This is a genomic window from uncultured Campylobacter sp., assembly GCF_938039205.1.
In the GTDB taxonomy this organism is placed as follows: domain Bacteria; phylum Campylobacterota; class Campylobacteria; order Campylobacterales; family Campylobacteraceae; genus Campylobacter_A.
On record NZ_CALHVM010000044.1, the window covers coordinates 1 to 24742 of the forward strand.

Here is a 24742-nt window from a genome sequence, read left to right on the forward strand (position 1 = left end):
CTCAATTCGTGAGCTCGAATTATACAAGCAATATGCTTAAAAGAAGCTGAAGGAATGAACCAAAATTGTATAATTTTTAAATTTATGGACGGTTTGCAAAAGCAACCTGTACAAAACCGGTTTCAGGTGCTATAGTTATAGTTGCGGTTCTTCGTGCCGTAGTCAAAACTATTTGACAGTTTTGTCCATTGTAAACCAACCTATTATAACCCCTAGTTGCACCACCGCCATTAGGAGTACTTACACTTCTCATAGGTCTTCCAAATTCATCAAAAGATAAAGTCTGCAGACCAGCCTGTCCACACACACCGCGAAATTGAACATTAGTTATTCCAAAATTTGTCGTCAAATTATATTTATTGCTGACATTTGCGCAATCAGCACCCGCGATACCAGCCCATCCTGAACTCATAAATTTACTCGGATCTAATGAATCTCTTGCAACTTCGTTTGCCGAATTTAAATTACCTGTCGTATTTCCATCGTCATGGTATACGCTATATCTCCATTCGTTTGCACCCCCGCAAAATGCAGCCTGAGTAAAAGTTATGCTCCATCTCCTTCTAAACCAGTTGGCATCAGTAGGGTCAAATTTGCTATCCTGCATAGCTAGGTGCTGAGTATAGCGGATATGCGACATAACTTGATCGGCAGCTTCGGCGATATGATCATCGTTGATTCTTGGTAGCGCAGCGGCGGCTATTATTCCTATTACTACAATCACAACAACAAGCTCTAGCATAGTAAAGGCTTTTTTCATTAAATTTATCCCCTAATCATCTTTTATAATTTTAAAATTTGCGATTTTTACGCCAAATTTATAGACCGCTATATTACCATAATTATCTTTCTGGTCCAAAATTACTAATCGCAAATTTGAGTCCGGCTGTGTATCTATGCCGTAAAATTTAAGTCTCAAGGCTAGCTTTTTATCGTCTGTGAAAATTTTTTCCACACCTTCGTTTTCTAACTCCCTTGCAAGCTCTTTTGCTACGTGATATCTGTAAACAAAATGCTTGGTCGGATTTTTTAGCACGCCGTAAAGCATTTCGTTAAAAAGCACAAACAAAAACCCAACGAGCAAAGAAACCACGGCAAATGAAGCTAAAATTTTATACCCACGTCTAAACATCGGTAGTCTCACGCGGTACGAGCTAAAAAATACCCGAACCAAAATCGGTACGGAAATAATGCAAAAAGGCAGGTAGTTTTCGAGCTCTAAGCGCTGTCTGATAGATAAAACCAAGCAAAATAAAAACGCCGTTATACAAACGAACCAGAGTAAATTTTTAGCCTCTTTTATCCAAATTCTATACATAGCATATACGAAATAAATGAAAATAAGAGGCGAAAATACGGCGGCAAAGATGCTTACGGTATCAAGCAAATGACCGCTAGGCTTGCCGCCGGAGTTAAATCCATAAAGATAAAAACAAAGCGCGAAAAGTAGCGCCGAGGTCCACGCCATCTTAGCGTCGCGCCTATAAACGCCGAATGCAAAAATAGCCGAAAAATAAACCAAAAATGCGCCGCTAATAAAAGGCAACACACATAAAAGCGCGTAAAAAGCTAGCATTTTGCGCAGCTGATAAAGATAAATACTCAAAAGCGAGAGCGCGATTATGATGCCGGCGTCGTTTACCAAGATCGCCGACGCCATCGTCGCAGGAAGCAGTATAAACACGACCGCGCTTACTACTCGGTCAAATTTACGTTTTAAAATTTGCTTTGATACCTTGTAGAGTAGAGCGACGCTAAAAATGTGGCAAATAACAAAAGGAAGGCGCAAAGCATAGTCGTTTTGTCCGAAAATCTCAACCGAAGCTCTAGCCAAAACGGCTGAAATTTTAGGCGAGTTATAAAACGCATCCGCCTCGTAGTAGCTAATGCTAAGCGTGCTAATCGCATACGATAAAAAACAAAAATCTATAAGGCAGATGATAAAAAGTAAAAACGTTTCCGAGCGTAGCATGCTAAATTTAGGGCTTAAATTTGCTCTTCCCAGAAAAACTCTATCCACTCGTGCGCCTCTTTTACCGTAAAGTCGGGCAACAAAAGCGCTTTTTGTTTATAAAAGATAGTCGCGATCTTTAGCTTAATATGCGGGAAGCGTTTTAAAAGCTCTTGCTTGATAGCTATCATGCTCTCGCCCGTATCAATCATATCGTCCACTATCAAAATTTTATTAAATTTAGATAGATCAGGGATGTTAAAGATATCGATGGTGTCGAGCTTTTTAGTCTCTTCGTAGTGGATTGAGTTTAGCGTAAAAAGATTGCGGTTATTTAACAGGCTTGCTAAAAAGTGCCCCAAAGTAAGCCCGCCGCGAGCGATTGCCAAAATCACCTCGGGCCCAAAGTTTTCTTTGATATCTTGCGCCATTATTTTTACGTCTTTATGAAATTCCTCGAATGGATACTTCAGCATATTCTCTCCTTAATGCACTAAAAATACTATGAAACTAATGAGCGCAAGCACGATGACGCCGATATTTACGTATTCCCACTCGCGCCTCATGATACGAACCAGCAAATACGCCATAAATCCAAACGAAAGTCCAGTCGTGATCGAGTACGTAAGCGGCATCAAAATAACTATCAAAAATGTCGATACGGCTATAGCCGGATCTTTAAAATTTATATTTCCAAGCTCGCTAAACATCAGCACGCCCACCATCACGAGTATCGGATATATCGCGTTTGAAGGGATGGCTTTAAAAAGCGGCAGCATAAAAATCGTAAGCACGAAAAATAGTCCGCAAAATACCGCCGTTAGTCCCGTCTTGCCGCCCTCTTCTACGCCGCTAGCGCTCTCGGCAAACGACGTCGTAGTGCTAACGCCTACTAACGAGCCGGCTACCGTAGCTACCGCATCGGCTTCGAGGGTTTTTTCTAGTTTTTCGACGCCTTTTTGGTTGCTCTCGTCAAAGATTCCCGCCCTATTTCCCACGCCAGCTAGCGTGCCGATAGAGTCGAAAAGATCGGTTACGAAAAATGTAACGATCACCGGAAGCAGCGCGAAAGATAGCGCGCCCATGATATCAAGCTCTAAAAATATTGGCGAGATCGAAGCCGGTAGCGAGATAAATTCTTTCGGATACGGCGCGATACCAAAAATCCAAGCGACCACCGAGGTCGTAAATACAGCGATGATAAAGGCGCCCTTAACCTTCCACGCCCAAAAAAGTATAACGAAAAATAGTCCCACAAAGCCCAAAATAACGTTTGGATCTTTTAAATTTCCAAGTCCGACCAGCACGGCGTCGTTATTTACGACTACGCCCATTTGCTGAAGCCCCACAAAGGCGATAAAGGCGCCTATGCCCGCGCTTATCGAGCGTCTGACGTCATCGGGGATTGATTTTAAGACCCAGATTCTAAAATTTGTAAAAGATAGCACGACGAAAATTATACCCGAGATGAAAACTACGCCCAGAGCCGTCTGCCACGGTATTTGCATACCAAGCACCAGACCAAAGGTAAAATACGCGTTTAGTCCCATTCCCACGCTCATGGCCACCGGCGTGTTCGCCCATATACCGTTTAGCACGGTAGCGATCACCGTGATGAGCGCTGTAGCCGTGATGAGTGCGTCCATCGGCATACCCGTTTTGCTCATGATTATCGCGTTTACCGGCACGATGTACATCATCGTTAAAAAGGTCGTGAGCCCCGCGCTAAACTCGGTCTTTACGCTAGTGCCGTTTTGCTTGAGTTTAAAAAAATCCAATTCCGCCTCCTTAGTTATCGTAAATTTTTAGTTCGTTGTATAAGCTATCTCGCTCGACGGGGACAAATCCCGACGTCTGAATGAGATCGGTAAAATTTCTAAGACTCATACCGCTTGCCGATTTCGCTCCAGCCGCGCTTTGGATACTCTCTTTTTCTATCGTGCCGTCTAAATCATCAGCGCCAAATTCCTGCGCGACCATCGCTAAATTTATAGTCGAGGTCGCCCAGTACGCCTTTATGTGCGCGACATTATCAAGCACCAGGCGCGATATCGCAAATGTTTTTAAAATTTCGGCCGAGCCGGGATAGTTTTCCACTTTTAGATAGTTATTGTCGCGCTGATAAACAAGCGGGATAAAGGCGTTAAATCCGCCCGTTGTATCCTGTAAACCTCGAATCCTTAGCATATGATCGATGCGGTTTTGCCTGCTTTCTACGTGGCCAAACAGCATCGTAGCGTTACTTTCTCTGCCTTTTTCGTGCCAAAGACGGTGGATTTTGAGCCAGTTTTCCGAGCTCACCTTGCCTTTGCAGATTTTACGTCTAACCTCTTCGTCAAAGATCTCCGCTCCGCCGCCAGGCATGCTATCCACGCCGTATTCAAGCATCTTTTCCACGACTTCTTCGTAGCTAAGGCTGTGTTTTCGCGAGAGGAAATCAACCTCCGCCGCAGTTAGCGCTTTGACGTGGATTTGCGGGTATTTTTCTTTTATTTTTTTAAAAATTTCCAAATACCACTGCCATGAGGTATCGGGGTTGTGCGCAGAGACGATATGTATCTCTTTTGCGCCGCCGGCGACGCTTTTTTCGACGATTTCTAGTATTTCATCGTGGCTCATCGTGTATGGGTTTGGATTTTTGCGGTTTGCCGAAAATGCGCAAAATTTACACACGTCCGCGCAGATATTGGTAGGATTTATGTGGCGATTTACGTTAAAAAATACCTTTTTACCGTGCAGTTTTTGCCGTTTGGCGTTTGCGAATTTACCCAGCGTAAAAAGGTCTAGGTCGTACAAGCCGGCGCATTCGTCCGCGTCCAGACGTTCGCCGCTTTGGAGTTTTTCTATTAAATTTGTCAAATTTTATTCCGAAAATAGATATTAAACGGCGATTATATGTTAAAAAAGCTTTGTTTTTGCAAAATTTTAGTATCATCGGATAAAATTTACACAAAAAGACGGCGGTAAAAAAGTGGCTTTAAAAGGAAATTTAAGCGGCGTTTTGGGCGGCGCAAATTTGGCCTCGCAGCTAAAAAAGCTTCAGGGCAAGGGCTTTGCAAATTTCATCGCAAAGCAAAGCGACGAGCTCATAAAAGCTCTATGCGCGCGGGTTTTGGACGAGATTTTCGCGGACTTTAACCCGGACGTAGATTTTATCCCGTTTTGCGTCATCGCTACCGAAAAATACGCCGACAACCTCATCTCCACAAGCTCGGTTTTAGAGATTTTAATCGTCTTTAAAGAGAACGCGGGCTTTAACGTCAAATTTATACTAAAAAAGCTAGTCGCCGCGCTTGAGAGCTCAAATTTAAAGCTAAATATCAAAATTTGCGAGCTGGACGAGATTTTCGAAGCGCACAAAAACGACCACAAAGCAAAGGCCGCATTTAGCCGTATCCGCTACATCTGCGGCTCGCGTACGCTCTACAAAGCCGCTCGCTCACAGATCTACGAAACGCGCGAGTTTAACGCACAGGAAAATCTCAAATTTTACGCCAAAAATCTGAGCGCCTTTAACGATATCCCAAACATAAAGCAAGAACCTGATCTAAAAAACGATCTAGGCGGCACGAACGACATCTACTATCTAAACTGCGCCCTAAACGGCTTTGAAAACGAGATCAGCATGCGCTCGCAGGCTCTAAAATTTATCGACGAAAAGGAGCTTAGTGCGCTAAATTTGGCGACAGATTTTATCCTTTGCGTAAAATCGGCGCAAAATTTAACCCTAGGCTCGGACGTTTTTGCCCCCGCAAAGCTAAACGAGATCACCGCGCTCATGCAAACCAAGTCCAAAAAAACGCAAGAAAATAGCAGCGTCATCTCGCAAAAGCTCTTTTCCTGCATGCACTCAGTCGCGGTTTTTTCGCGCTATCTGGTTTCTAGCTTTTATAGGAGCAAATTTAAAAGCGAGGCGAAATTTAGCGAGCTGCGAGCCGCGCGGCTAAAAAATGGATTTTATAGGTTTGAAAATACGATTTATGTCCCGCTACACGTCCGCGCTAGGCCGCTAAATGCAGTGCTAAAACAGCTTTTGGCTCTCGGCGATGCGGAATATAAATTTGACGTCGGAACAATCTTTTACCTAAAACGCGCGCAAATCAGCAAAGAGGACGCCGAGGATTCGCTCGCGCTTTTTAGAAAAATTTTGATGCGAAACCACGCTCACTGCATTATCAAGGCACTTTTGGACGCGGAGATTTTGCCTGTTTTAGTTAAGCCGCTCGAACACGCCGTAAATTTGGCCGAATTTGACGGCTATCATAAATTTAGCGTCGGCGAGCACTGCGTGCTAAGCGTCAAATTTGCCGAAAATATCAAAGATAAATTCATAAAATCGCTCTACGACGAGCTTTGCGTCGAGGGGCGAACGCTGCTAAAGCTAGCTTTGCTGCTACATGACGCAGGCAAGGGGCTAGGCGGCGATCACTCGGTCGTGGGCTCAAATATCTTTCGCGCCTACGCCGCAAAGCTAAATTTGAGCGCAAAAGCCGTAAATATCGGCATTACGCTCGTGCGCTACCACACGCTGATGAACGACGTGGCAAACCGCGAGGACATCTATGATCAGCGTACGATTTTTAGCTTTATCTCAAAGCTTGGCGACCCGCAAACGCTAAAACTCTCCTACATCGTCGCTTATTGCGTGATAAACGCGACCGACGAAAAGCTCTATACGCCCTATCTGGCGCGACTTTTGCGCGAGCTTTACGGCATTTGTTTGCAAAGCTTTGAGGATGAAAATCTGCTTGATGAGGCTTCAAGGCGCGTAAAAAAGGAGCTCAGCATCAGGAGAAACGCTAAATTTGCGGCCTTAAGCGAAAATTTGAAAGAAAAAATTTTCGCTATCCGTTCAAATTTGCTCTTTGCTAAATACCAACCAGCAGATATCATCGCTATCGCTCAAGTCGCGCAAAGTGCGGATAAACTAAGCGTGCAAGTACAAAATCACCAAAGCTTAAGCATCGAAATTTACGCGCAAAACTATCCGAATTTAGCCGTTTTGCTCTCGTCTTTGGCACACCTTGATCTTGGTTTTATGGAGATTTTCGAGCTGTTTGACGATAAATTTTACGTCAAGCTAGAGTTTAACAAAAACGTAAAATCAAGCGAACTAGAAACCCTAAAAAACCTCATCGAAATCTCGCTAAAAAGTGGCGCCTCAGCGCAGATAAATCGTCCGATAATACTAAAAGGCGAGCTAAATTTCGACCCAAACCACTCGCAAGAGTACGCAAAGCTGGGCATAAACGCAAAAGATCAGCGCGGGCTGATGGCTTACGTATTGGGAGTTTTTAAGGAATTTGATGTAAAAATAGCCAACGCCAGAATCCAAACCGTAAAAAACAGGACGCGAAATTTGCTACTTATCGAAAAGCGCGAGGGCGTGGATCTGGGCGAAATTTTAAAATTATTAGAAAGCGAGTAAACATGTGCGGAATCGTCGGTTACGTCGGCAATAGAGAAAAAAGAGAGTTTATTTTAAACGGATTAAAAGAGCTTGAGTACCGCGGCTACGATAGCGCAGGCATGGCAGTGATGAGCCTAGAGGGCGGTTGCGACAAATGCGCACAGGAGATCGCCTTTTTTAAAGCCATCGGCAAGCTTGAAAATTTAGCCAAAAAATCAGAGGGCTTTAGCTCTAGCGGCGAGGGCGTCGCGATCGGACACACGCGCTGGGCTACGCACGGCAAACCTACCGAGATCAACGCTCACCCGCACCTTGGCGAGCACTCTTTCGTCGTTCATAACGGCATCATCGAAAACTACAAAGAGCTAAAAGAGGAGCTTGAGGCAAAGGGCGTTAACTTCCTTAGCCAAACCGACACCGAGGTTATCGTGCATCTTTTTGAGGAAAATTTAAAAACTATCGGCGAGCCTTTTAAGGCATACGAAGCCACGGTAGCGCGCCTACACGGTGCATACGCGACGCTGCTTATCACCAAAACGGCTCCTGGCAAAATTTTCTTCGCCAAGGACGCCGCGCCGCTAGCTATCGGCAAAAGCGAGGGCAAAGAGGTATTTTTCGCCTCCTCCGACGCCCCGCTGATCGGCCTAGCCAAAGAGGTGTGCTACCTGGACGACAAAAGCTACGGATTTGTTAGCATTGACGAGATCGCGGTTTTTAAAGACGAAAAAAAACTAAGCCCGAGCTTTGCCGCGCTGCCTGCGGATAAAAGCTACGCGCAAAAAGAGGGTTACCGCTTTTTCATGGAAAAAGAGATCTACGAACAAAGCGCGGTAGTCTCAGAAACTCTAATGGGACGCGTCAAAGAGGATGCGGTAGGGCTTGAAAATTTAACCGACGAGTATCTACGAAATATCGACGATATCGTGATTTGCGCATGCGGCACGAGCTACCACGCAGCCCTTACCGCTAGCTATCTTTTTGAGAGGCTAGCAGACACGAGAGCCAAGGTCGAGATCGCGAGCGAATTTCGCTATAGACGCCCGAAACTAAACAAAAACGCTCTTTTTATCGTCATCTCGCAAAGCGGCGAAACCGCCGATACCCTAGAGGCGCTAAAAATCGCCAAGCAAGCGGGGCTAAAGACGCTAGCCATCTGCAACGTCGATAACTCCTCGATCGTGCGCCTAGCAGACGACACGCTGCTAACTCGCGCCGGCATCGAAAAGGGCGTAGCCAGCACCAAAGCCTTCGCCACGCAAGTAGTAACGCTGTGGATGCTGGCGCTGCAAATCGCGCAAGCTAAAGCCTCTATAAGCAAAGAAGAGCTAAAAAATGAGATCGCAGCACTCCTGCACGTTCCGCAAATTTTAAACATCAGCAAAGAGCCGCAAGAGCGTATCCGCCGCCTAGCCAAGCACTATTTGCACGGCCACGGCTTCTTTTTCATCGGGCGAGATATATTCTACCCGCTAGCACTCGAAGGCGCGCTAAAGCTCAAAGAGATCTCATATCTGCACGCTGAGGGCTATCCAGCCGGCGAGATGAAGCACGGTCCTATCGCACTTGCCGACGAGAGGCTCTTTACGATCGCGCTGATGCCGCAAACCGTCCTTTACGAAAAAACCAAGAGCAACGTCGAAGAGCTAGCCGCACGCGATGCCTATATACTTGCTATCAGCCCCGAGGAGTTCGAGCTTAGCGACGATTTTATCAAAACTAGCAAGCAGGCTCACCCGATGAGCGAGTTTTTCGAGATGATGATCATCCTGCAGCTTTTTGCACTAGAGATCGCTGTGAGACTGGGCAACGACGTAGATATGCCGCGAAACCTCGCTAAAAGCGTAACGGTAGAGTAAATTTAATAGGCGAAATTTGACGGACGACGCTAAATTTCGCTTTTAATCCTAATCTGCAAATTTGGGCGAGAGGTTGCCCGCCTAAATTTCTCTCAAATTTTATTCTAAATTTAAATACAAATTTATCGGCGCCCGGGAGTATCATGCAAAATTTAAACGAAAAATATGAAATTTATCAAAAAAGGCTAGATAAAAAGGCGGGTCGCCTCACGTCGCTGATGAACGATGCAAAATGGCTTAAGCTCTGCGAAATTTTAGAAGCTTCGGGTTGCAAGGACATACGCGTAAAGCTATTATCGGGCAAGGAGGAGATCGCGCTCGTCTGCGGTTTTGGGTGCTTACAGGACGGGTATTTTGATTGCGCCAACGGAGCTATTTTGTTTAAAGACTTACACTGGGTTTTCGTGCCTAAATTTTACAAGCAAACGCGCATGAACAGAACCGAAAAGCTTGCCTCAAATTTTATCCCAAATCCGCTTGAAGCAGTGCTGGACACCATGACAAAGGCGGGCAAATTTGACTATGAAATAGACAAAAGCGGGCTAAAAATTTACGGATATAGATAAATTTGGCGCAGGCAAACGGAGTCAAATTTAAAACCGCGCTCGCTCGCTAAAAGCAGCAAAATTTGATAAAATTTGACGAAATTTAAACTCAAAGGAGCAAAATATGGGCGCTCATCTATGCCCAAAATGCGGCGAAAACACGATATATTTTGACGGCATCTGCCACTCGTGCAGCCAAAGGCAGAGGCGGGATGAAATTTTAAACTTAAGCGCGGACGAAGTAGAAGCGATGATCTTAAAAATCGCGGATCGTATCGACGAGATCGAAAAATGGGATGAGATTTGCAATGATTTTTGGGCGCTTTTTAGCCTGCTGAGCATCCACGATCCAAGGATCGCGCGAGCTGCGGCGGCAAAGGAAATTTACTATCCGCCAGAGCTCTACTTCGGCGCGCCGGACGACGTAAAAGACGCACTCATAACAAAACTAAACTCGCTAGAGGACAACTCCAAAAACGTGCTAAACCACCTACTTTGCGCGCTTGCCTGGCAGGGCGGCGAGCAGACGGCTGAGCTTTTTTACGAGCTGTATAAAAACCCGCGGCCGTGGCGCAAAAAACTCTACGTGGGTACCGAATTTTACGCAAAAATCGGCGGCTGGGCGTTTGACGAGACGGGCGAGCGAAAATCGCTCGTTTTTGATAAATGTCTTACCGCGGTGCGCATAAAAGATGGCAAGCGCGCGAGCCAAAGCGCAAATTTAAACTCAAACCAAAACACGGATGAGCCCGTACAAATCGGCGAACCTACAGGCCAAAAGTGCGAGTTTTGCGGCTGCGAGATACTTGATATGCTGCGTCTAAAGGCATCCGATCCGCGGCTTGCGTTTTTAAATTTAAAGCACGACGCGATATTTCGCTGCTGCCCGACCTGCGTCGGTTCGGTCAGATATTTTTGCAAACGCGGCGCAGACGGCGAGATAGAGCTAAGCCATGATGGCGAAGGCTTTGACGAAAACTACTTTTCGCAGGAGGATTTTGCGCGTCTGTGCGGTATGAAATTTAAACTTGGTGGCGAAGTGTCGCCGTTTTACGGCTGCTTTAGCGAGCTTGATACGACCGTGGGTGGCTATCCGCAGTGGGTGCAGGACGCCGAGTATCTGCTCTGCCCTAGTTGCGGCGGGACAATGAAGCACCTAGCGCAAATCCCATTTGGCGAGATGATAGAGGGCGAAGGGGTCATATACGTGCAAATTTGCGAGAAATGCGAGATTTTGGGTGGTTGCTTTCAGTGTACGTAAGGTAAATTAATTAACTATATAATGCGAGTAAAATTTAATTTAAGGAGAAAATATGGGGTTATTTAGTTTTGGTAAAAAGGCTGAAAAAGCGCAAATTCCAAGCACTTTTGCTGGCAGAGTGGATAAATTTTGGGCGGAATTTAGCGGCGTGGTAGATGAGATCAAGGCTGATCTGGCGGCAAAAGAGTTTGAAAAGGCGATGCAAAAGACGGACGAGAAGCTTCGTATCTGCCTTGCCGAGCCTTATTTTATGACGGGGCTCGTGGACGATAAGCTCGATCTGGTGCTAACTCCTGAGGGTATGAGGCATCGCCTATTTTGGCTAAGCTTCATCAAAAACGCTATGCCAAAGCAGCTCGAATCCAAAATGCTCTGCACGCTCGGAAAGCCGCGCGCGCCGCGAGGTATCGGCGGGATAGAGATGTATGGCACCAACGTAAGCGCCGAGGAGTCGATGATCTACGCGCAGTTTAACGAAAGCGACGTGGATATTAAAATTTACAACGAAAACCTAGCGGCTCTGCTCGCGCAGGATGAGGGCAAGGCTTATAACCTTAGCTTTATCCTGCTTGACAATATGATCGGCGAAACGGCGATCATAAATACCTTGGGCGAGCTTGAGGTGCTATCCGAGCCCAAAGAAAACGGCGTGCCGCTAAACGAATTTGCCGATCTGGTCGATGAGAAATTCGGCGAAAAAGCCGCGTGCGAGCCGCTGAAGATTTTTTCAGCTATGAGATGGAGCCGCGCGGAAGCGAGGTGCGTGAGGACGTGATCGTAGGCACCACCTGCCTAACGAGCATCGTAAATCAGTACCTAAACGGCGAGCGCGACATCTACAATGAAGCTTTCGAGCTTGGCATCAAATTTTGCTTTCTTAGCATAGGTAACGGCGGCGACGTACAGGCAGGCTTTGATCTGCGAAATAAAATCGAGGACGAGGAGCTAGAGAGCTGCGGCTCGTTTTTGGAGATAATCGGCGGCGCAACCGGGCAGAGGTACGCATACATCGATCTCATCTGCTATGACGAGGAAAGGCTAAAAGAAAAAGTAAGCGAGCTTTGCAAAAAATATGGCGCCAATATACAAATTCACGACTTTAAGCGGTAAATTTAGCTACGGGCGTCAAATTTATTTTGGATTTGCACGCCCACGCTATTTTAATTTTGGCGCTAAATTTTGCTTTTTAATGTTAGTTGTGGCGGATTATTCCGACCATTTCTGCTAGCTCAAAAGCAAAATTGCACAAATAGCTCTAGACCTCTCTGCGCTAGCTGTATTTTTAAATTTACAGCAATAAAGCCTATTTGCCTACTTACCTCAACGCAAATTTTTTAGATACTGGCACGCGCTAAATTCCCCGAGCTTGCAACCCCGATCGTAAAGTTCTTTGGCGGCGTTTTTATTCTTTTCTACGCCCATGCCCTTAAAATAGCAAACCCCAAGATCGGCGCAAGAGTCTACGTGCCCGCGCTCGCAAGAGGCCGCATACATCTGCGCCGCCTTTGCCGCGTCCTTTTCTACGCCGCCACCTAGCGCGTAGCTTAGAGCGAGATTATAGCACGCCGTTTCCTCGCCTAGCTTGCAGGCTTTAGCAAACAACTCGTTCGTTTTTTTGCCGTCAGGATAGACGCCAAGCCCCTTGCCGTAGCTATACGCTAGGCTCGCGCACCCCTCGCCTACGCCTTTTTCGCAAGCTTTAGCAAAAAGCTCGTTTGCCTTTTTGTGATCTTGCGCCGCTCCATGCCCGCTTTGGTAAAGCAGCCCCAGATACACGCAGGCTTTGTCCGCGCCAAGCCCGCAAGCCCTGTCATAGTATCGCACGGCTTTTGTAAATACCTTATCAAACTCGTAAAAATACCCGAGTCCCGCGCAATACATCGCGTTTTTCTCGCCGCCTTCATCGCAGGCAAGCTCTAAATTTTTAATCGCGAACGAGAGCCTTTTGCAAATTTCATCGTTTCCCTTCTTGCACTCTTTGCTAAGATCAGCCAGCTCGCCGCCAAAAGCCAGCGCCGCAAAAAACGCAAGCAAAATAAAACATCTCATAAACTCAAATTTCCTTTCAAATTTTATAAATTTACCGCCGTAAAGCGCCGAAGCCAAAATGCCTGAAGTATAAATTTAAAAAGATTAAAATTCAAATTTGGCTAAAATCGCTATCAAAAAGGAGCTTAAAATGATTTTTGAAGACGAGCTGATTTTAGTCGAGCGAGAAACGAGCGAGATACCGTGGGTAAAAATTTTTACCAAAACGCCGTTTAAGGAGCTAACCGACTGCGACGAAGCGACGCAAAAAAGAGTTTTTGAAGCAGTTTTAACGGCCGAAAAAGTAATGAGAAAATTTTATAATCCAACCAAAATAAACATTGCAAGCTTTGCAAACTACGTGCCGCGCGTGCATTTTCACGTGATGGCGAGGTTTGAGAGCGATAGCTTTTTCCCCGAGTCTATGTGGGGCAAAAAGCAGCGCGAGAGCGAGCTAAATTTGCCTGATTTTGCCGAATTTTCTCAAATTTTAGCGCTCGAGCTAGGCAAAACCCGTGAATAAAAAAATACTTCTAACGCTCGCTATCCTCGTAGTAGCAGGCGTTTTAATGGTTTATAAGGCGCGCTGGGACGAGCAGACGCAGACGGAAAATATCAAAAAATTTCTCGACTTTCAAACGCAAATTTTAAATAAAAACATAGAAGAGGAAAAACTCTCCGCGATGACGGTGGCGACGCTGCTAGCGCAAAACGAGCACGTGAAAAAATGCATGAGCCAAAATAATCGTCAGATGTGCCTAGAGACGCTTGGCGAATTTACCAAAACGCTAAGCAAGGTGCCGATTTACGAAAACGCCAAATTTCACATCCACACGCCTGAAATGAGGAGCTTTGCTAGGAGCTGGATACCGATGTATAACGACGATCTAACGAGCTTTCGCCACCTGCTAGCCGAAGCTAAAAACGGCGTAGCAGCAGGCATCGAGGTCGGTCGCGCCGGAGTTTTCATTAGGTCGGTCGCGCCGATATTTGAGGACAAAATGATGCTCGGCAGTATCGAAGTGCTGCTTGATTTTAAGCATTTGAGCGACTTTTTTGCACAGCAAAGACTCGGACTTTTCGTACTACTCGACGCTAGCGCCGACTCGCCGTATCAAAACAGCAGCGACGAGGGCATCATCGACGGCTTTCATTTTATAAATAAGAGCTACGCAAATTTAAACGTCTTGCCAATGCTAAAGGATATAAAATTTAAAAGCGGCGTATTTTATCAGACGGATTCACACGCCTTTACCGTCCAGCCGATGAACGATGCAAAGGGCGAGCGAGTGGGATATTTCGTGATTTATTTTAACTCTGACTCGAAAGAGCGAAATTTAGCAAAGCTGGGCGTTTGGTTTGACTAGTCAAGCAAGCTTTTTGAGTATGGCGAGAATTTGTAGGTAAAGACGCTACCTTTACCCAGTTCGCTTTTCACGCCATACTCCACGCCGTTTTTCACGCAGATACTTTGCACGATGTTTAGCCCTAGTCCAAAGCCACCCTGCACACCCTCGTCTCTAACGTAGCGTTTCCAAATTTTACTCGTGTCCTTTATACCTTCGCCTTCGTCCTCGACTACAAGTATGATTTTGCCGCTTTTTTCAAAAAGACGTAAATTTATTATCCCTCCTTCGCGGCTGTATTTTACGGCGTTACTTAGGTTGTTATCGATCAGCCTGCCCGCCTCTATCTTGCTCATAAAAATTTGTAAATTCGGCTCGACAAAGTCGTAAATTTTGATATTTTTCGCCATCGCGATACCGCGCATATACCGTGCTCGTTCGAGGCTAAATTCGCTCAAATTTAAAATCTCTGGCGGAAATAAAATATATCCTCGCTTGATGTAGTACTCGGTGTCCTCGTAGGTAACTTGCATCTGTTTTAGAGCCGAGCGCATGCGGGTGACGTATTTGTTATCAAGGCCTAGCATCTCGAGGTTTATGCCGATGACTCCCAGCGGCGTTTTTAGCTCGTGCATCGCGTCGTTAAAAAAATTATTCATATATTTTTTAGCGTCTTTGTAGGGCTTTATACCGCTAACAAACGACAAATAAAGCGCGAAAAATACGACCACGAGCGCAAAGGCAAGAGTTAGAGCCGCGACGAATAGAATCCTAGCCGCGTTTTGCTTTTTGGCTAGCACGAGATAATAAAACTCGCCGTCCGTGCTAAAATAGGTCTTGTAAAAAAGATGGCCGTTTTCTTGGCGGGTGATAAATTTTAAATCGCTCGGGCGCGCGTCTAAATTTGAGACGATCTGCTTTTCTTTGAGATCAAAAACGCCGTATCTATAGGTAAGCGAAATAGGCAAAGTCTCGTTTTTATCGAGCGCTTTGCGGATTTTGCCCTCGTACTCCAGCAACTCGAACATATTTTTTGAGTATTCGTCTTTGGAGCTTAAATTTATAATCTCGTAGCTTTGAAATATAAACAAAGCCATGATGATAAAAGTGGCTAAGATAGGGATTTTAAGATTTTGAAACATCTATTTTGTAGCCTAGTCCGCGCGATGATTTTATAAACTCTGGGGTCGTTTTTTGACGGATTTTTAGTATGTGCATGCGTACGTCGGCGGGATCGATCTCCTTGTCGTTCCATACCTCGGCGCGCAGCCGCTCGATACCGACAAAGCTATTTTTATAAAACAGCAAGCACTCGATGATATCAAATTCCCTCGTACTTAGCTCAACCGCTTCGCCTTTAAATTTAAGCCGTTTTTTAGCGGTATCGAGGCTAAAGTTTTCATCGATCGCGATTAAGTTTTTATCGTCTCTGCCGTGATATTTTCGCATTAGCTCGTTTACTCTAAATTTTAGCTCAGCTAGCTCAAAGGGCTTTTTTAGATACTCGTTACAGCCCAGCTCGTATCCGACCGCCATATCGTCTATATCCACGAGCGAGGTCATTATCATTATGGGCGTTTCACAGCCGATATCTTTGGCGTATTTTATCACCTCGTGTCCGCTGATGTGCGGAACCTTGATGTCAAGTATCAGCAAGTGATAAAAGCCCGCCGCTATCTTATCGCAGGCAACCTTGCCGTCGGCGGCCTCATCGACCTCGTAGCCTAGGCTTTCTAGGTATTCGCTAACGCTCTCACGATATACAAAGTCGTCTTCAAGCAGTAAAATTTTCATAAATTCTCCGAATTTTATTGCAATATTTTAAGACAGATGATAGCTAAAAATGATTTTGGATCGTCTGAATTTAAAAAGGCTCGGCGAGTTTACCGAGCCTAATGCGTATAGTTTAGTCTAAATTTCACGCGCCCGTGAAAACTTGACCGGCATAAACTATATAGTATCTTAGCATAACGACGCCGCAGATAACCACAAGCGAGTTTGCTACGATGTAGCCCACTCTATACGCGTGATTTTTAAGAGCCGTTAGCGCTATGGTGATAGGGGTCAAAAGACCGATACCCACGACGCCTATCCAAAAGATCAGTGCGTATTGTCCAGTGCTTAGAGCTTGTTTAGCTGCAACCGCACTCGCTCCACCCTCGAAATATAGTCCCAAAAATAGTATCGCAATAAGCGGTATCTCAAAAAGTACGGCACGCAAGTCCATAACCAAAAGATACTTCACGTTGTCTTCGTTAAGAAGGTGTTTGAAGCACAAAAGGCCGACTAGGATGTTTGTCGCTACGCCTGAGCTAAAGCCTGATGTTAGGAACAAAATCGGTAAAATCGGCGTGTTCCAAAGCGGAAGCTTCGTAATCGCGCTAAGCAAAAAGCCCGTGTAAATACCAACGCCGATCGCAAGGCCAAAAAGAGCCATCTCGACTATCTTTGAAAGAGGCGCAAAAGAGCGAATCAGCCTAGAAATAGGTCGTAAAATCGCTAGAATTTTATACTTTTCTATCTCTTCTTCGAAAATAATCACCGCAAAAAGATAAGCCAGCGGCGTATAAAGCAACAATAACGCAACGCCGATAGACATAACCGAACCAAAGTTGTACTTAATCAAAATCCAGTAAAAACTAAGCGGTTTGCCAAGGTCAAGCACCAAAAGCGCAAGGCCCACGGTGATCGTTATAGGAGCCACTAGAGCGCCTGCTTTTACCATCGCGTCCCAGATACTACCGTCTTGTTTTTTGTGGTAGTTCCACTTTACAAGCAATGCAACCATCATCGCGCCTGCGGACAAACCCGCCAAAAATAGATAAACCGCTATCGGCCACGGCCAGTAAATTTCATTATATTGCGCTACGCTTCCCCACATATTATTCATGGCTTCCTCCTTTGCGGTTAGCTATCATAGCAAGCTTGGGTTTGGTTTTAAGCTCGGCTTTAGGATAGTAGTGAGATTTGGTATTTAAAATTTTACTTACTTCGCTGTTTGGATCGCTTATGTCGCCAAATGCCAAAGCATCGGTCGGACAAACGGTCACGCACGCAGGCTGCTCGCCAATGCTTACTCTAGTTTCAAAGCAAAACGTACATTTGCCTATCTCGCCGGTTTTTGGCTCGACGTAGCGAGCGTCGTAAGGACAGGCTAGAATGCAGTATTTGCAAGATACGCAAGTAGAGTGATCTAGCAGCACGATACCCTCAGCCGTCTGAAAGCTAGCTCCGGTAGGGCAAACCGCCACGCACGGAGCGTCCTCGCACATCACGCAACTGTGTCTGCTAAAGTCGGTTTTTAAATTTGGAAATTTGCCCTTTATCTGCGAATGGACTTGAAGTCTAAAAACGCCTCTAGGCACTTCGTTTTCGCTCCTGCAAGCCACCGAGCAAGCCTGGCAGCCTATACAGAGATTTTCGTCATGTATCATTCTATAAGCTTTTTTCATCTTTTTTCCTTTACGCTTTTATTATCTTGACGCCGACGTTTCGTACCATCGTAGAGGCGACGGGACCGATCACGGTAGGATCTAGCAGCTTGCTTTGATTAGTTCCCGCGCCGTTCGTGCGCTTTAGTCCCGCGCTTTCGTGACCAAAACCGTGATAGACGAAAAGCGTATCCTCCCTGATGCCTTCAGTCAGCATCACGCTTGCTTTTTCTTTTGCGGTTTTGCTTTGCAGGGTTATTTTGTCGCCGTCTTTTAGCCCGTATTTTTTTGCGGTATTAGGGTGTATCCAGACGGGCGCGCTACTCATCAAGTCGTTTAAAAATTCTACGTTTTGCGTGTGTCCGTTGGTGTGTATCGGCGTTTTGCCACTCATTAGGCAAAGCTCCTCGCCGAAAAATACGTCCATGCCCTCGGCGTTTAAGCAGCCGTATCCCGGAAACTGCTTTTCGACCTTTTCGCTAAATAGCTCGATCTTGCCGCTATCGGTTTTAAATTTGACCTGCGACTCCATCAGCCCATCTTCGCCGACAAACTGCGCCGCGCTAGGAAATTTTTTGGTAAATTCTTTTACGCTATCTTTTTCTCTAAACAAAATCCCCGGCACCTTCCACGTGACGTAGCCGTCTTTAACCAGCTTTGCTAAAAGCTCGGCGTTGCCTTTTACTTGCTTGATTCTCCACTCGTCCATCGTATTTGCCGAGTACTGCTCGTCTATCTTCATCCTGCGAGCTAGCTCTCTAAAGATATCGTAGCCGTTTTTAGTATCGCCGACGGGATCTACGACCTTATTTCTTATCATATACGCAGGTTTTTGGCTCGACTTATCCTCGATGCCTTCGTCGCGCTCCAGATAGGTGCTCTCAGGCAGTATCACGTCCGCCCATATCGCAAAATCGCTCATATAAATATCCGAACAAACGATAAAATCAAGCTTTTTAAGGCTTTCTATCGTAGTTTGAGTGCCTGCGACGTTTATAGGATGATTAAATCTTATGCTAAACCAGCCTTTTACCGGATAAGGCTTCTGGCTTAATATAGCTTGCGGAATTTGCATCAAAACACCGTGACTCCTGCCAACGAATTTATTTACCCCGTCCTCGCCGGCGCCGTCTATCCTAGGGGTTTTAGGCACTTTTATCGCGGCGTCCGGGTTCGTGATCTCTGGGATTAGCTCTTCGCCTGCTAAAGTATTATATAGCTTAGCCTTTTTGCCGCCAAAAATTCCGCCCTTTTTCTCCCAGTTACCCATCATAGCATTTGCCGTCATTATGGCTCTGGTGCGGATATACTCGGCTCTAGTAGTAGTCGTGTTGTGGCCGAAGTCGATGATGACCTTAGGTGCGGCTTTCCAGATTTCGCCAGCGATTCGCTCGAGCGTTTTTGCAGGTATTCCCGTGATATTTTCTTGCCACTGCGCAGTGGTGTCTTTGGTCGCTTCTACGACTTTGTCAAATCCGATCGTAAATTTCTCTATAAATTCTTTATCGTATGTGCCATTTTTGATCCATGTATGGATAAGGGCTAAAACAAATGCTAGATCGGTTCCCGGTTTTACGGGTAGCCACTCGTCGGCTTTTGAGGCCACGACGCTAAAGCGCGGATCTAAAACCAGCAGCTTGGTATCTTCTTTTGCGGCCATTTTAGCTAGCTTTTTAGCGTCGGCGATGACGATGCCTTCAAAGAGATTGTGCCCGAAATTTACGACGTATTTTGCGTTGCCGAAGTCTCTTTTTAGCTTCGCATCGCCGTACATATGCTCGCAAACCATCTGATAGGTGATCGGACAACAGGAAAAGTGAGAAAAGCAGTTTGGCGAACCGTATGCGCTAGCAAAGGTCGTCATTAGCTTGTGCGTTTGGCTTGATTTTGCCGTAAATACAAAGCTCTCGGGACCGTATTTTTCCTTGATTTCTAGCATTTTTTTAGCGACTAGATCTAGCGCCTCGTCCCAGCCCGCCTCGCGCCATTTGTTTTCGCCGCGCTCGCCTACTCTGATGAGCGGTTTTACGATGCGCTGCGGATCGTAGAGCTGATTGTGCCCGCTGCCGCCCCTTGCGCACACGGAAGTCGCCGTGCCGCTTACCTTGCCGTTGCCTTGGATGAAGACGTTTTTGCCGTCTACGACCTTGGCCCCGATAGGACAGCGAGAAGAGCACATCTCGCAAAAACTATAAACGGTCTTATCGCCGCCTTCTAGCGCTTTTGCGCCGACCGCGCCTAAAGTACCGGGCGCGTAAGTCACCGCAAGCAAGCCCGTGGCGGTGGATGCTTTTAAGAAATTTCGCCTCGAAGTATCCATTTTTTCTCCCTTTTTGAAATAAATTTGCCGAAATCTTAAATAATCAACGTAAATTATACGTAAATTTTTCGTATCAATATAAATTTTAATTGATAACGACCATTTCGTTTTTTAGGGAAAAAGCTTAAATTTAACTTCAAATTTACCGAATTTATAAATATCAAATTTTAAGAGATGATGATATTTGAGCTGCTGTTTGCTTAAATTTATAACTTAAAAAGTATTCTTTCGGTTCCAGCCAAAAATTATTTTAATTTTATTTGTATATAATTCGCGTATTTTTTCAAAAAGGCAAATTTAATGAAAAAGCAAATTTACATCATTCACGGCTACGACGCCTCGCCGCAAAGCCACTGGTTTGGTTGGTTTAAAGAAAATATGCGCGGCATTGCCGAGGTGGAAATTTTAAAGATGCCAAACCCGCAAACACCAAAGCTAAACGAGTGGCTAGAAACGATGAAGCAAAACGTAAATTTAGGCGAAAATTCATTCATCATCGCTCACAGCCTGGGCACGATAACTAGCTTAAATTTTCTTAGCGGTTTTGCAAAATTACCAAAATTTGGCGGTCTAGTCCTCATATCGCCGTTTGACGAGCCGATTAAGGAATTTGCGATTTTAGATGAGTTTTGCGAGCCGCAAATCGACTACAAAAAGATAAAAACGGCGACGAATTTTATAAGAGTAATAGCCGCAAAAGACGACTATATCGTGCCTTGCGAGCTTAGTCTAAAGGTAGCGCGAAATTTAGACGTGGCACCTGATATATTTGAAAAAGGCGGACACTTTATGAGCGCGGACGGCTTTAACGAATTTGAGTTTATATTAAATTTATTTAAATTTAAAGACGAAAAATTATCATAAAATAATAACTAAAAAGTAAGATTATTTAAAAAAAATTACTATAATGTGCATTTTGATTTACTAAATTTATGTTCAAGGATATGTTTTGAGCGAGTTAAAATCCCTATTTTTCAGTATGACGTCGGCCGTCGTGCTACTTATTATATTTGCTATCGGTAGCGGCGCGGCAACGATAATAGAAAGCTACTACGACACAAAAAGCGCGTGGGCAGCGGTTTACGGAGCGAGTTGGTTTGCTTTGGTACAGGTGCTTTTAGGCATAAATTTAGCTTACAATATTTTTAGATACAACCTTTTAAGAAAAGAAAAACTACCCGTTTTGATATTTCACGTTAGTTTTTTGTTTATGCTTTTAGGCGCGGCGATGACGCGATATCTAGGCTTTGAGGGCAACATCCACATCAGAGAAAACGAAACCTCAAACGCGGTATTTGGATCCATATCCAGGATAGAAATCGCCGCCGAAAAAGACGGTCAAATTTACTCAAACTCAATCCCGAAACAAATCACTTCCATCGGTTCAAACGATTTTAACTTGCCGCTTGAAATCGCGGGCAAAAAAGCAAATTTAACCTTTGACGGATACTATAAAAAGGCCGAAACCGAGTACTACGAAGCAGACAAAGGCGAGCCGCTCGTTAGGCTTGCAGTATCAAGCCCCGACTCAAAAGAAGAAATAAGCCTGCAAGCGGGCGAAACTCGCGAGGTGGGCGGCGTTAGCTTTGCATTCGACGCGCAGCCGCTACTTGAAAATTTCGTCAAAATCGAGCTAAAAGATGGCAAATTTTATCTAACTTCAAACCAAAATATCGGCTACTTTACGATGGCGACGAATGAAAAAGGCGAGTACGAAAAAGACAAAGCGACCGAGTTTTTACCGATGCAGCTCTATACGGTCACGGATGTAAATTTCGTACCAAAATCATTGCTAACAAAAGCTGCCAAACGAGTCGTGAGCAAAAACGGCGAGTATGACGCATTGGTGGCAAATTTGACGTTTGACGGCCAGACGCAGCAGCTCATGCTCTACGAAAACAGCTACATACCGGCTAAAGCTAAGATTGACGGCGTACTTTTCAACGTTTACTGGGGCTCAAAGATGGTCGAGCTTCCTTTTTCATTAAAACTTGAGGACTTCGAACTTAAGCGCTATCCAGGCTCAAATTCGCCGATGAGCTACTCTAGCGACGTCATCGTCGAGGACCCTAGGACCGGAAACTACCCGTATAAAATTTACATGAACCACGTACTAGATCACGACGGATATAGATTTTTTCAAAGCAGCTACGACCAAGACGAGCTTGGCACAGTATTATCCGTAAACCGCGATCCGGGTAAGATTCCGACCTACATCGGCTACTTTTTGCTGGGTTTGGGACTATTTTTCAACGTCGTAAATCCTCGCTCTCGCTTTAGAAAACTAGCTAAAATGATAAACGAGGATGCCGTTAAAAAAGTCGCGAGCTTTGTTCTAGTAGCCTGCTTTGCGGCATTTGCTCCGAGCAAAACCTACGCGGCCGATAACGCTAGAAACATCGATGCAAACCACGCAAAAGAGCTCTCTACGCTAATTATCCAAAGCGCCGACGGCAGAATGAAGCCTTTTGACACTGTCGCAAGGGAAATTCTAAACAAGATCCACCGCAGCGATACGCTAGACGGCCTAAATGCAAACCAAGCCATACTTTCGATGATGGTAAACGCCCCGTACTGGCGCGACGTGCCAATAATCTACGTCGGAAATAAAGAGCTAAAAAAACTAATCGGCATAGACGAAAAGGCTAAATACGCGAGCTATAACGACTTTTTTGCAAGCGATAAAGACGGTAAAATCATCTACAAACTAAACAAATTTGCCGAAGCCGCAAACCGCAAAACTCCGGGCGAGCGAGGTACGTTTGATAAAGACTTGCAAAAAGTGGACGAGCGCCTAAATATCCTTTATATGGTATTTATAGGCGAAGTCTTTACTATGTTTCCAAAGATGGACGACCCGAACAACAAATGGTACGGTATAGCCTCAGCCATGATGTATCTTCCTAAAAACGAGAGCGAGCCGATCGGCAGAATGCTAAGAAGCTATTTCACTAGCGTTGCCGAAGCTACAGAAAACAACAACTGGCGCAGTGCAAATCAAGCTCTAGCCGAGATCAAAACCTATCAGCAAGAATACGGCAAAGCGGTCATCCCGGGCGAAAAACGCATCGAGATGGAGCTGTTTTTTAACGAGTATAAAATTTTCGAGTCGCTAACGCCGATATATCTTTTGGCAGGATTTGGGCTTTTATGCTTCGTGTTTGCTAAGATGGCAAGGCCTAAACTAAATATAAAATGGCTCTTTGGTATAGTTTACGGCGTGAATATCTTAGCGTTTTTGCTGCATACCTTTGGCATCGGTATACGCTGGTATATCGCCGAGCACGCGCCGTGGAGCAATGCCTACGAATCGATGATCTACATCGCTTGGGCGCTTAGCTTATCAGGTCTAGTGTTCTCACGCCAAAGTCCGATAGCTATGGCTCTAACCTCGATTTTAGCGGGCATTACGCTATTTGTCGCGCACCTTAGTTGGATGGATCCGCAGATCACCACTCTAGTGCCTGTGCTTCAGAGCTACTGGCTAACGATCCACGTCTCGGTTATCACGGCTAGTTACGGATTTTTGGGACTTTGCTCGCTGCTGGGTATGTTTACGCTCGTACTTTTTGCTATGCAAGGTGGCAAAGAGCATAAGGAAATTTCACGAAATATCCTAGAAGCCACGCGTATAAACGAGATGGCGATGATACTGGGTCTTAGCCTGCTTACGATGGGCAACTTCCTGGGCGGCGTTTGGGCGAACGAGAGTTGGGGTCGCTACTGGGGCTGGGATAGTAAGGAGACGTGGGCGCTGGTTTCTATTTTAGTTTATGCAGCGGTTTTACACATCAGATTTATCCCTAAACTAAACAGCCAGTACGCATTTGCCGTGACTTCGATGTTTGCTTATTGGTCGATCATAATGACCTATTTTGGCGTAAACTTCTACCTAAGCGGTATGCACTCGTATGCTGCTGGCGAGCCGGTGCCGGTGCCGACTTTTGTGTGGGTGGGCGCGCTTTTGATGGTCTTGATAGCTGTTGTGGCGTATTTTAGAAAACCAGATAAAACGGTGAAACTATAATGAATCAAACTACTATAGTAATAATTCTAGCGACGATTCTTTTGATGCTCGTCGCTTCCCTTATTTTTATGGCGGTTAAGCTAGGTAGCGACAAAATCGCAGCCAACAATGCGGCAAAAGAAGCCGCCAATCGAGGCATCACACTAGATGATTTACTCGCCGTAGCAAACGATCCAAGCACTAGCAAAAATAAGTTATTTTCTATTTTGAGGACATTTTATTCAAATTTTAGGTTACCGCCTAAAAAAGACGGCATGGCGCCCGAGGATGCAAAAGAGTATTTAAATTTTATTCTAGCTATAGCTTCACATAAAAATGCCGACGCCAAACTAATAGCTTTTATGACTAACGAACTAAAAAAGAAAAATCCTGAATACGCAAGAGAGATCGATGCCTACGAGCAAAAAGGTATGTCGAAAACAAAAAAATAAACTCTAGCTAATTTATTTTGTTTTAAATTTACTATTGAGTTCTGATTTTAGATAACCAAAGACTCCCGTAAATAGCCCCCCCTAAAAACACACAAACTAATATAGAGTACTTAGGCGGTAAATTTTAATGGGATTT

22 protein-coding genes are annotated in these 24742 nt (G+C 45.2%); 11 read left to right on the forward strand and 11 right to left on the reverse strand.

Features of this window, described 5'->3' with window-relative positions:
• Nucleotides 1-82: 82 nt before the first annotated feature.
• From Q0394_RS05560 to mqnE, 5 genes are read right to left on the reverse strand one after another with little or no spacing between them, the layout of a single operon-like run.
• On the reverse strand, nt 83-760 hold the full coding sequence (locus Q0394_RS05560) for a prepilin-type N-terminal cleavage/methylation domain-containing protein (RefSeq protein WP_298945996.1): 678 nt from the start codon (nt 758-760) through the stop codon (nt 83-85).
• 12 nt (nt 761-772) lie between these two features.
• Nucleotides 773-2020 (reverse strand): hypothetical protein, encoded by a 1248-nt coding sequence (locus tag Q0394_RS05565; protein ID WP_298945998.1) that lies wholly within the window; start codon nt 2018-2020, stop codon nt 773-775.
• Nucleotides 1987-2427: a phosphoribosyltransferase family protein gene (locus tag Q0394_RS05570; protein WP_298946000.1), complete on the reverse strand. Its 441-nt coding sequence runs from the start codon at nt 2425-2427 to the stop codon at nt 1987-1989. The genes Q0394_RS05565 and Q0394_RS05570 overlap by 34 nt, the downstream gene beginning before the upstream one ends.
• Before the next feature lie 9 nt (nt 2428-2436).
• A complete protein-coding gene (locus Q0394_RS05575; RefSeq protein WP_298946001.1) occupies nt 2437-3729 on the reverse strand; it encodes an NCS2 family permease in 1293 nt (430 codons plus the stop codon).
• A 10-nt stretch (nt 3730-3739) separates the two neighbouring features.
• Nucleotides 3740-4810 (reverse strand): aminofutalosine synthase MqnE, encoded by a 1071-nt coding sequence (gene mqnE, locus Q0394_RS05580; protein WP_298946003.1) that lies wholly within the window; start codon nt 4808-4810, stop codon nt 3740-3742.
• Between the two features lie 112 nt (nt 4811-4922).
• Here mqnE and Q0394_RS05585 point away from each other — a divergent pair, with 112 nt between their 5' ends.
• The 6 genes from Q0394_RS05585 to Q0394_RS05610 all read left to right on the forward strand — a co-directional run bounded on the left by Q0394_RS05585 (nt 4923) and on the right by Q0394_RS05610 (nt 12133).
• Nucleotides 4923-7379, forward strand: coding sequence for an HD domain-containing protein (locus Q0394_RS05585; protein ID WP_298946004.1), 2457 nt, complete (start codon nt 4923-4925; stop codon nt 7377-7379).
• A 2-nt stretch (nt 7380-7381) separates the two neighbouring features.
• On the forward strand, nt 7382-9217 hold the full coding sequence (gene glmS, locus Q0394_RS05590) for a glutamine--fructose-6-phosphate transaminase (isomerizing) (RefSeq protein ID WP_298946006.1): 1836 nt from the start codon (nt 7382-7384) through the stop codon (nt 9215-9217).
• A gap of 143 nt (nt 9218-9360) precedes the next feature.
• Nucleotides 9361-9783, forward strand: a complete 423-nt coding sequence (locus Q0394_RS05595; RefSeq protein WP_298946008.1) for a DUF6678 family protein — start codon at nt 9361-9363, stop codon at nt 9781-9783.
• Between the two features lie 103 nt (nt 9784-9886).
• Nucleotides 9887-11023, forward strand: coding sequence for a cytochrome C (locus Q0394_RS05600; RefSeq protein ID WP_298946010.1), 1137 nt, complete (start codon nt 9887-9889; stop codon nt 11021-11023).
• A gap of 52 nt (nt 11024-11075) precedes the next feature.
• Complete coding sequence (locus tag Q0394_RS05605; protein ID WP_298946012.1) at nt 11076-11798, forward strand: hypothetical protein; 723 nt, start codon at nt 11076-11078, stop codon at nt 11796-11798.
• A complete protein-coding gene (locus Q0394_RS05610; protein WP_298946014.1) occupies nt 11783-12133 on the forward strand; it encodes a hypothetical protein in 351 nt (116 codons plus the stop codon). Before Q0394_RS05605 ends, Q0394_RS05610 begins: the two co-directional genes overlap by 16 nt.
• Nucleotides 12134-12343: 210 nt before the next feature.
• Here the strand turns inward: Q0394_RS05610 and Q0394_RS05615 are convergent, their stop codons facing one another.
• Nucleotides 12344-13072 carry a tetratricopeptide repeat protein gene (locus Q0394_RS05615; protein WP_298946016.1) on the reverse strand — a complete coding sequence of 243 codons (729 nt, stop codon included), beginning with the start codon at nt 13070-13072 and terminating at the stop codon, nt 12344-12346.
• 130 nt (nt 13073-13202) lie between these two features.
• On the opposite strand from Q0394_RS05615, the gene Q0394_RS05620 reads away from it, so the two are divergent.
• A complete protein-coding gene (locus Q0394_RS05620; RefSeq protein WP_298946018.1) occupies nt 13203-13574 on the forward strand; it encodes an HIT family protein in 372 nt (123 codons plus the stop codon).
• The gene (locus Q0394_RS05625) at nt 13567-14418 is read left to right on the forward strand and encodes a cache domain-containing protein (RefSeq protein WP_298946020.1); all 852 of its coding nucleotides are present in this window, start codon (nt 13567-13569) and stop codon (nt 14416-14418) included. The genes Q0394_RS05620 and Q0394_RS05625 overlap by 8 nt, the downstream gene beginning before the upstream one ends.
• Here Q0394_RS05625 and Q0394_RS05630 read toward each other — a convergent pair.
• From Q0394_RS05630 to phsA, 5 genes are all read right to left on the reverse strand, one after another.
• On the reverse strand, nt 14415-15539 hold the full coding sequence (locus tag Q0394_RS05630; RefSeq protein WP_298946023.1) for a HAMP domain-containing sensor histidine kinase: 1125 nt from the start codon (nt 15537-15539) through the stop codon (nt 14415-14417). The two genes, Q0394_RS05625 and Q0394_RS05630, sit on opposite strands and share 4 nt — an antisense overlap.
• On the reverse strand, nt 15523-16191 hold the full coding sequence (locus tag Q0394_RS05635) for a response regulator transcription factor (RefSeq protein WP_298946025.1): 669 nt from the start codon (nt 16189-16191) through the stop codon (nt 15523-15525). Before Q0394_RS05635 ends, Q0394_RS05630 begins: the two co-directional genes overlap by 17 nt.
• 124 nt (nt 16192-16315) lie before the next feature.
• Nucleotides 16316-17287, reverse strand: a complete 972-nt coding sequence (gene nrfD, locus Q0394_RS05640; RefSeq protein WP_298946026.1) for an NrfD/PsrC family molybdoenzyme membrane anchor subunit — start codon at nt 17285-17287, stop codon at nt 16316-16318.
• A complete protein-coding gene (locus tag Q0394_RS05645; RefSeq protein WP_298946027.1) occupies nt 17280-17849 on the reverse strand; it encodes a 4Fe-4S dicluster domain-containing protein in 570 nt (189 codons plus the stop codon). The genes nrfD and Q0394_RS05645 overlap by 8 nt, the downstream gene beginning before the upstream one ends.
• A 10-nt stretch (nt 17850-17859) precedes the next feature.
• Complete coding sequence (gene phsA / locus Q0394_RS05650) at nt 17860-20148, reverse strand: thiosulfate reductase PhsA (protein WP_298946029.1); 2289 nt, start codon at nt 20146-20148, stop codon at nt 17860-17862.
• Between the two features lie 300 nt (nt 20149-20448).
• On the opposite strand from phsA, the gene Q0394_RS05655 reads away from it, so the two are divergent.
• The 3 genes from Q0394_RS05655 to Q0394_RS05665 all read left to right on the forward strand — a co-directional run bounded on the left by Q0394_RS05655 (nt 20449) and on the right by Q0394_RS05665 (nt 24606).
• On the forward strand, nt 20449-21012 hold the full coding sequence (locus Q0394_RS05655) for an alpha/beta hydrolase (RefSeq protein WP_298946031.1): 564 nt from the start codon (nt 20449-20451) through the stop codon (nt 21010-21012).
• Nucleotides 21013-21097: 85 nt separating this feature from the next.
• The gene (ccsA, locus tag Q0394_RS05660) at nt 21098-24175 is read left to right on the forward strand and encodes a cytochrome c biogenesis protein CcsA (RefSeq protein ID WP_298946033.1); all 3078 of its coding nucleotides are present in this window, start codon (nt 21098-21100) and stop codon (nt 24173-24175) included.
• Nucleotides 24175-24606 carry a fatty-acid--CoA ligase gene (locus Q0394_RS05665; protein WP_298946036.1) on the forward strand — a complete coding sequence of 144 codons (432 nt, stop codon included), beginning with the start codon at nt 24175-24177 and terminating at the stop codon, nt 24604-24606. The genes ccsA and Q0394_RS05665 overlap by 1 nt, the downstream gene beginning before the upstream one ends.
• Nucleotides 24607-24742: the final 136 nt, after the last annotated feature.

Coding starts and splice junctions, on each gene's coding strand:
- Q0394_RS05560 (WP_298945996.1), bottom strand. CDS start 760: ATGAAAAAAGCCTTTACTATGCTAGAGCTTGTTGTTGTGATTGTAGTA.
- Q0394_RS05570 (WP_298946000.1), bottom strand. CDS start 2,427: ATGCTGAAGTATCCATTCGAGGAATTTCATAAAGACGTAAAAATAATG.
- glmS (WP_298946006.1), top strand. CDS start 7,382: ATGTGCGGAATCGTCGGTTACGTCGGCAATAGAGAAAAAAGAGAGTTT.
- Q0394_RS05595 (WP_298946008.1), top strand. CDS start 9,361: ATGCAAAATTTAAACGAAAAATATGAAATTTATCAAAAAAGGCTAGAT.
- Q0394_RS05600 (WP_298946010.1), top strand. CDS start 9,887: ATGGGCGCTCATCTATGCCCAAAATGCGGCGAAAACACGATATATTTT.
- Q0394_RS05605 (WP_298946012.1), top strand. CDS start 11,076: ATGGGGTTATTTAGTTTTGGTAAAAAGGCTGAAAAAGCGCAAATTCCA.
- Q0394_RS05615 (WP_298946016.1), bottom strand. CDS start 13,072: ATGAGATGTTTTATTTTGCTTGCGTTTTTTGCGGCGCTGGCTTTTGGC.
- Q0394_RS05620 (WP_298946018.1), top strand. CDS start 13,203: ATGATTTTTGAAGACGAGCTGATTTTAGTCGAGCGAGAAACGAGCGAG.
- Q0394_RS05630 (WP_298946023.1), bottom strand. CDS start 15,539: ATGTTTCAAAATCTTAAAATCCCTATCTTAGCCACTTTTATCATCATG.
- Q0394_RS05635 (WP_298946025.1), bottom strand. CDS start 16,191: ATGAAAATTTTACTGCTTGAAGACGACTTTGTATATCGTGAGAGCGTT.
- nrfD (WP_298946026.1), bottom strand. CDS start 17,287: ATGAATAATATGTGGGGAAGCGTAGCGCAATATAATGAAATTTACTGG.
- Q0394_RS05645 (WP_298946027.1), bottom strand. CDS start 17,849: ATGAAAAAAGCTTATAGAATGATACATGACGAAAATCTCTGTATAGGC.
- phsA (WP_298946029.1), bottom strand. CDS start 20,148: ATGGATACTTCGAGGCGAAATTTCTTAAAAGCATCCACCGCCACGGGC.
- Q0394_RS05655 (WP_298946031.1), top strand. CDS start 20,449: ATGAAAAAGCAAATTTACATCATTCACGGCTACGACGCCTCGCCGCAA.
- Q0394_RS05665 (WP_298946036.1), top strand. CDS start 24,175: ATGAATCAAACTACTATAGTAATAATTCTAGCGACGATTCTTTTGATG.